The sequence below is a fragment of the Cupriavidus basilensis OR16 genome, from assembly GCF_000243095.1.
Classification (GTDB): domain Bacteria; phylum Pseudomonadota; class Gammaproteobacteria; order Burkholderiales; family Burkholderiaceae; genus Cupriavidus; species Cupriavidus basilensis_D.
The window spans coordinates 1-6,114 of sequence record NZ_AHJE01000249.1 but is presented as its reverse complement, the minus strand read 5'-3'; the positions used below and the strand labels follow the sequence as shown (position 1 = coordinate 6,114).

At 68.2% G+C, this 6,114-nt stretch carries 4 protein-coding genes and 2 pseudogenes; all 6 read left to right on the top strand.

Translation table 11 applies throughout. The annotated features are described in order from the left end of the window. The first annotated feature begins 248 nt into the window (after nt 1–248). Nucleotides 249–881, top strand: coding sequence for a TRAP transporter small permease (locus OR16_RS38595; RefSeq protein ID WP_006164767.1), 633 nt, complete (start codon nt 249–251; stop codon nt 879–881). Between the two features lie 16 nt (nt 882–897). Continuing rightward, a complete protein-coding gene (locus OR16_RS38590; protein ID WP_006164766.1) occupies nt 898–2,418 on the top strand; it encodes a TRAP transporter large permease in 1,521 nt (506 codons plus the stop codon). Further along, complete coding sequence (locus OR16_RS38585; RefSeq protein ID WP_006164765.1) at nt 2,340–3,344, top strand: mandelate racemase/muconate lactonizing enzyme family protein; 1,005 nt, start codon at nt 2,340–2,342, stop codon at nt 3,342–3,344. Before OR16_RS38590 ends, OR16_RS38585 begins: the two co-directional genes overlap by 79 nt. A gap of 52 nt (nt 3,345–3,396) precedes the next feature. Next, nucleotides 3,397–4,138, top strand: a pseudogene (locus tag OR16_RS38580) (SDR family oxidoreductase). Between the two features lie 77 nt (nt 4,139–4,215). After that, nucleotides 4,216–5,775 carry a UxaA family hydrolase gene (locus OR16_RS38575; protein WP_006164762.1) on the top strand — a complete coding sequence of 520 codons (1,560 nt, stop codon included), beginning with the start codon at nt 4,216–4,218 and terminating at the stop codon, nt 5,773–5,775. Nucleotides 5,776–5,814: 39 nt separating this feature from the next. Then, a pseudogene (locus OR16_RS38570) lies at nt 5,815–6,114 on the top strand (bifunctional D-altronate/D-mannonate dehydratase); the annotation flags it as partial.

Below are 6,114 nucleotides of genomic sequence, written 5' to 3'. Positions count from 1 at the left end.
CGCGAGAAGGAACTGGTGGCGGTATTCAAGCAAAAGGGACCGTGACGGTCACCGACATCAATGTGCCGGAGTACCGCGACGCGGTGCTGAGGAACGTGAGCTTCGAATCGCAGGGCTATCGCAAGGCCGACTGGGACAAGATCCAGGCGGTGCAGTGAGCGGGGCGGCGGCGGGGGCCGGCTTTGCAAGCACCGGATGGCAGATGGCAGACGACAGACGGCAGATCACAGTCTTTGCGGAGTAACACCATGGAAATGCGTTCCCGGCTCGACGATGACCTGCCCGCGCAGGCCATCGCTGGCGAGACCTCAGGCGGCATGCCGCAACTGGCCACCGTCGCGGAGCTGGCGCACAGCTTCGAGGAGGCGGACAACAAGGCGGTGGACCTCGCCGGCTACGCCGCGGAGGACTGGTTCACGATGGGCTTGTTCTGGCTCATGACGGCGCTGGTCTTCCTGCAGTTCTTCACCCGCTACGTGATGAACGACTCGCTGGCCTGGACCGAGGAGCTGGCCACCTATTGCCTGATCGGCGTGGTGTTCATCGGCGCCGCCATGTGCGTGCGCAAGAGCCGCCATATCCAGGTGGACCTGATCTACCGCTACCTGCCGCATGCCCCTGCGCGCGTGCTGTCCACGCTGGTGGACATCGGGCGCACCGCCTTTCTTGGCTATGCCGGCTGGCTGGTCTGGCGCTACATCCTGGTGGTGGGCGACGAGCCGATGACCACCATCGAGTGGAGCAAGAGCTGGATCTACTACCTGGTGCTGGCCGGCTTCGTCCTGATGTGCCTGCGCTCCTGCCAGGTGACCTGGCAGAACTGGACGCAGGGCTTTTCCATCCTGGAGCGCCCCGAGGCGTTCGAGACCAGCGACGACTAACCCGGAGTGCGCCGCCATGTGGATCCTGATTGTTTCCTTCCTGCTGCTGATGCTGGTGGGCATGCCGGTCGCCATCGCGATGGCGGTGGCTTCGCTGCTGTATATCTGGGCCTCCGGCACGGTGCCGGACGTGATCCTGGCGCAGCGCATGATTGCCGGCGTGGAGAGCTTCCCGCTGCTGGCCGTGCCCTTCTTTATCCTGGCCGGCAACCTGATGAACGTGGCCGGCATCACCGGGCGCATCTATAACTTCGCCGTGGCGCTGGTGGGCTGGATGCGCGGCGGGCTGGGCCACGTCAACATCATCGGCTCGGTGATCTTCTCCGGCATGTCGGGCACCGCCATTGCCGATGCGGCGGGCCTGGGCACCATCGAGATCAAGGCCATGCAGGACCACGGCTACGAGACCGAGTTCGCGGTCGGTGTGACGGCGGCCTCGGCCACGCTCGGGCCCATCATCCCGCCGTCGCTGCCGTTCGTGATCTACGGCATGATGGCCAATGTGTCGATCGGCTCGCTGTTCCTGGCCGGCATCGTGCCGGGCCTGGTGCTGACCTTGTTCATGATGGGCACGGTGGCGTGGTTCGCCCACCGCCGCGGCTGGGGCAGCGACACAGCGTTCTCCTGGAAGCTGCTGGGCAACGCCAGCATCGAGATCGCGGTGGTGCTGGCCTTTCCGCTGGCGATCTGGCTGATGACGCGTTTCGGCGTGTCCACCAACGTGGCCGCGCTGATCGCGCTGGTGGCGCTGCTGGCGCTGGACTGGTACTTCGACTTCTCCGCGGTGATGGCGCTGATGGCGCCGGTGATCCTGATCGGCGGCATGACGCTGGGCTGGTTCACGCCCACCGAGGCCGCGGTGGCGGCGGTGATCTGGGCGCTGTTCCTCGGGCTGGTGCGCTACCGCTCCATGACGCTGCGCTCGCTGGCCAAGGCCACGCTCGACACCATCGAGACCACCGCATCGGTGCTGTTCATCGTCACCGCGGCATCGATCTTCGCTTGGCTGCTCACCACCAGCCAGGCCGCGCAGATGCTGTCCGACGCCATCCTTGGCTTCACCCACAACAAGTGGGTGTTCCTGCTGCTGGCCAATGTGCTGATCCTGATCGTGGGCTGCTTCATCGACACCACGGCGGCGATCACCATCCTGGTCCCGATCCTGCTGCCCATCGTGCTCAAGCTCGGCATCGACCCGATCCACTTCGGGCTGGTGATGACGCTCAACCTGATGATCGGCCTGCTGCATCCGCCGCTGGGCATGGTGCTGTTCGTGCTGGCACGGGTGGCCAAGCTGTCGGTGGAGCGCACCACCGTGGCCATCCTGCCGTGGCTGGTGCCGTTGTTCCTGACGCTGATCGCCATCACCTATTTCCCGGCGATCACGCTGTGGCTGCCGAACCTGGTGGCGTGCCGCGCTCCGACGCTATCCAGTCCTTCGTCACGCAGGAGACGCCCATGGTGCGCATCCGCTGCGACGATGGCTCCGAGGGCACGGGCTACGCCTATACCATCGGCACCGGCGGCTCATCGGTGATGGCGCTGCTGCGCGATCACCTGGCACCGCGCCTGATCGGGCGCGATCCCGCCCTGATCGAGGCGATCTGGCGCGAGCTGCTGTTCGCCACGCACGCCACCTCGGTCGGCGCCATCACCAGCCTGGCGCTGGCCGCCATCGACACTGCGCTGTGGGACTGGCGCTGCCGCCGCGACGGCCAGCCCCTGTGGCTTGCCGCCGGCGGGGCGCAACCGCGCGTGCCGGTCTACACCACCGAAGGCGGCTGGCTGCACCTGGATGCCGACACGCTGGTGAGCGAGGCCGTGGCGGCGCGCGAGGCGGGCTTTCGCGGCGCCAAGCTGAAGGTGGGCCGCGCGCGGGCGAGCGAGGACGTGGCGCGTCTCGCGGCGGTGCGAGACGCGGTTGGCGAGGGCTTCGAGCTGATGGTGGATGCCAACCAGTGCTTCACCGCTGCCGAGGCCATCCGGCGCGCGCCGCGCTACGCCGAGCTGGGCATCGCGTGGTTCGAGGAGCCGCTGCCGGCCGACGACATCGGCGGACACGCGCGGCTGGCCGCGTCCACCTCCGTGCCGATCGCGGTGGGCGAGTCGTTGTACTCGCCCGGCCAGTTTGCCGAGTACGTGCGCCAGGGCGCCTGCGGGATCGTGCAGGCCGATGTGGCGCGCATTGGCGGCATCACGCCCTGGCTCAAGGTGGCGCACCTGGCCGAAGCCCACAACCTGCCGATCTGCCCGCACTTCCTGATGGAGCTGCATGTGTCGCTATGCGCGGCGGTGCCCAACGCGGCATGGGTGGAGTACATCCCCCAGCTGGACGAGATTGCGGCCAGCAGCGTGCGCATCGAGGCCGGCCATGCCATCGCCCCGGACGCGCCGGGCCTTGGCATCGAATGGGACTGGGCCGCGATCGGGCGCCGCACGGTGGCGCGCGCGCTGGTTTCCTGATGATTTCACCGGCCACGCAAACGTGGCCGGAACCGCTCATGGAGAATGACTGATGACGCAACGACTCGCCGGCAAGCTGGCCCTTGTCACCGCGGCCGGGCAGGGTATTGGCCGCGCCACCGCCGAAGCCTATCTGCGTGAAGGCGCGCGCGTGATCGCCGCCGATATCAACGAGCACCTGCTCGAGGCGCTGGCCGGCCAGCCTGGCTGCACCACGCTGCGGCTGGACGTGACGGACGGCGCCGCGGTGCAAGCCGCGGCGACGCAGGCCGGCGCACTCGATATCCTGTTCAACGGCGCGGGCTTCGTGCACCACGGCACCATCCTGGAGTGCGACGAAGCGGCCTTCGATTTCTCGCTGAACCTGAACGTGCGCGCCATTCGCCTTCCTGCCCGCCATGGTGGCGCAGCGCAGCGGCTCGATCGTCAACATGGCGTCGGTGGCCGGCAGCATCAAGGGCGCGCCCAACCGCTTCGTCTACGGCGCCACCAAGGCGGCGGTGATCGGCATGACCAAGTCGGTGGCGGCGGACTACATCGGCCACGGCATCCGCTGCAACGCGATCTGCCCCGGCACGGTGGAGTCGCCCTCGCTGCGCCAGCGCATCGCGGACCAGGCGCGCGACGGGGGCAAGAGCCTTGCCGAGGTGGAGGCCGCCTTCGTGGCGCGTCAGCCGATGGGGCGCATCGGCAGCGCCGCCGAGATCGCCGCGCTGGCGGTGTACCTCGGCTCGGATGAATCGGCATTCACCACGGGCACGGCGCAGGTGATCGATGGGGGCTGGTCGAACTGAGGCGGCACAGCTTACGCATGCCAGCTCGTTTCAGTTTGTCCCAGCCCTTTCATCCCAGCCACCCGCCCGGAGCCAGCATGCCAGCCGCTAATGCCACTGCCAATGCCCCCGCCGTCATCCGCATACACCCTGCCGACGATATCGTCATCGCCTGCCGGCAACTGGTGCCGGGCACCGTCATCGCCGCCGAGGGCGTGACCGTGGCCAGCCTGGTGCCACCCGGGCACAAGCTGGCGGTGCGCGCCATTGCCGCGGGCGCGCCGGTGCGGCGCTACAACCAGATCATCGGCTTCGCGCGCCAGCCCATCGCGCCGGGCCAGCACGTGCATACGCATAACCTGGCCATGGGCGAGTTCGCGCGCGAATACGCTGCCGGCGCTGACGCGCGCGCTACCGAATACGTTGACGCACCCGCCAGCTTCGACGGCATCAAACGGGCGGACGGCAGCATCGCCACCCGCAACTACATCGGCATCCTCACTTCGGTGAACTGCTCCGCCACGGTGGCGCGCGCCATTGCCGATCATTTCCGGCGCGAGCTCCGCCCGCAGGCGCTGGCGGCGTTTCCCAACGTCGACGGGGTGGTGGCGCTCACCCATGGCGCGGGCTGCGCTACCGATAGCGAGGGCGAGAACCTGCGTGTATTGCGGCGCACGCTGGCGGGCTACGCACGCCACCCGAACTTTGCCGCGGTGCTGGTGGTGGGGCTGGGCTGCGAGGCCAACCAGATCGATGGCCTGCTGGCCGAGGAGCAGCTCGCCGGCATGGCTGGCGGCCCGCGCCTGCATGCGTTCAATATCCAGGACAGCGGCGGCACCGCCAGCGCGGTGGCGCGTGGCGTGGCCATCGTGCAGGCGCTGCTGGCCGATGCCAACCGCGTGCACCGGCAAGCGGTGCCGGCGAGCCACATCACCGTGGGCCTGCAGTGCGGTGGCTCGGACGGCTACTCCGGCCTGACCGCCAATCCCGCGCTGGGCGCGGCCGTGGATCTGCTGGTGCGCCACGGCGGCAGCGCCATTTTGTCCGAGACCCCTGAGATCTACGGCGCCGAGCATCTGCTGACGCGCCGCGCGGCGTCGCCCGCGGTGGCCGAGCGCCTGCTCGCCCGGATCCGCTGGTGGGAAGATTATTGCGCGCGCAACCACGGCAGCATGGACAACAACCCCTCGGCCGGCAACAAGGCCGGCGGGCTCACCACCATCCTGGAAAAATCGCTCGGCGCGGTGGCCAAGAGCGGTACCACCAACCTGGTCGAGGTCTACGAGTTCGCCCAGCCGGTGCGCGCGCGCGGCCTGGTCTTCATGGATACGCCTGGCTACGACCCGGTCTCGGCCACCGGCCAGGTGGCGGGCGGCGCCAACCTGATCTGCTTCACCACCGGGCGCGGCTCGGCCTACGGCTGCGCGCCCTCGCCCTCGCTCAAGCTGGCGACCAACAACGCGCTGTGGCAAAGGCAGGCCGAGGACATCGATATCAACTGCGGCGATATCGCCGACGGTGGCGCCAGCATCGCGCAGAAGGGCGAACAGATTTTCCGGCTGATGCTGGAGACCGCGTCGGGGCGCAAGACCAAGAGCGAGCTGCATGGCTACGGGCAGAACGAGTTCGTGCCATGGTCGCTGGGCGCGGTCATGTAAGGGTCGGGAAAAATCGACAAGAACCACACAGGAGAGAGCATGAAGATCACCGCCGCGCGCGTCATCGTGTGTTCCCCGGGACGCAACTTCGTGACGCTGAAGATCGAGACCGACGAGGGCCTGACTGGCATCGGCGACGCTACCCTCAACGGCCGCGAGCTGGCCGTGGCGAGTTACCTGGAAGACCATGTGGCGCCGTGCCTGATCGGGCGCGACCCGCATCAGGTGGAGGACATCTGGCAGTACCTGTATCGGGGCGCCTACTGGCGGCGCGGGCCGGTGACCATGAGCGCGATCGCCGCCGTGGACACCGCGCTGTGGGACATCAAGGCCAAGGCC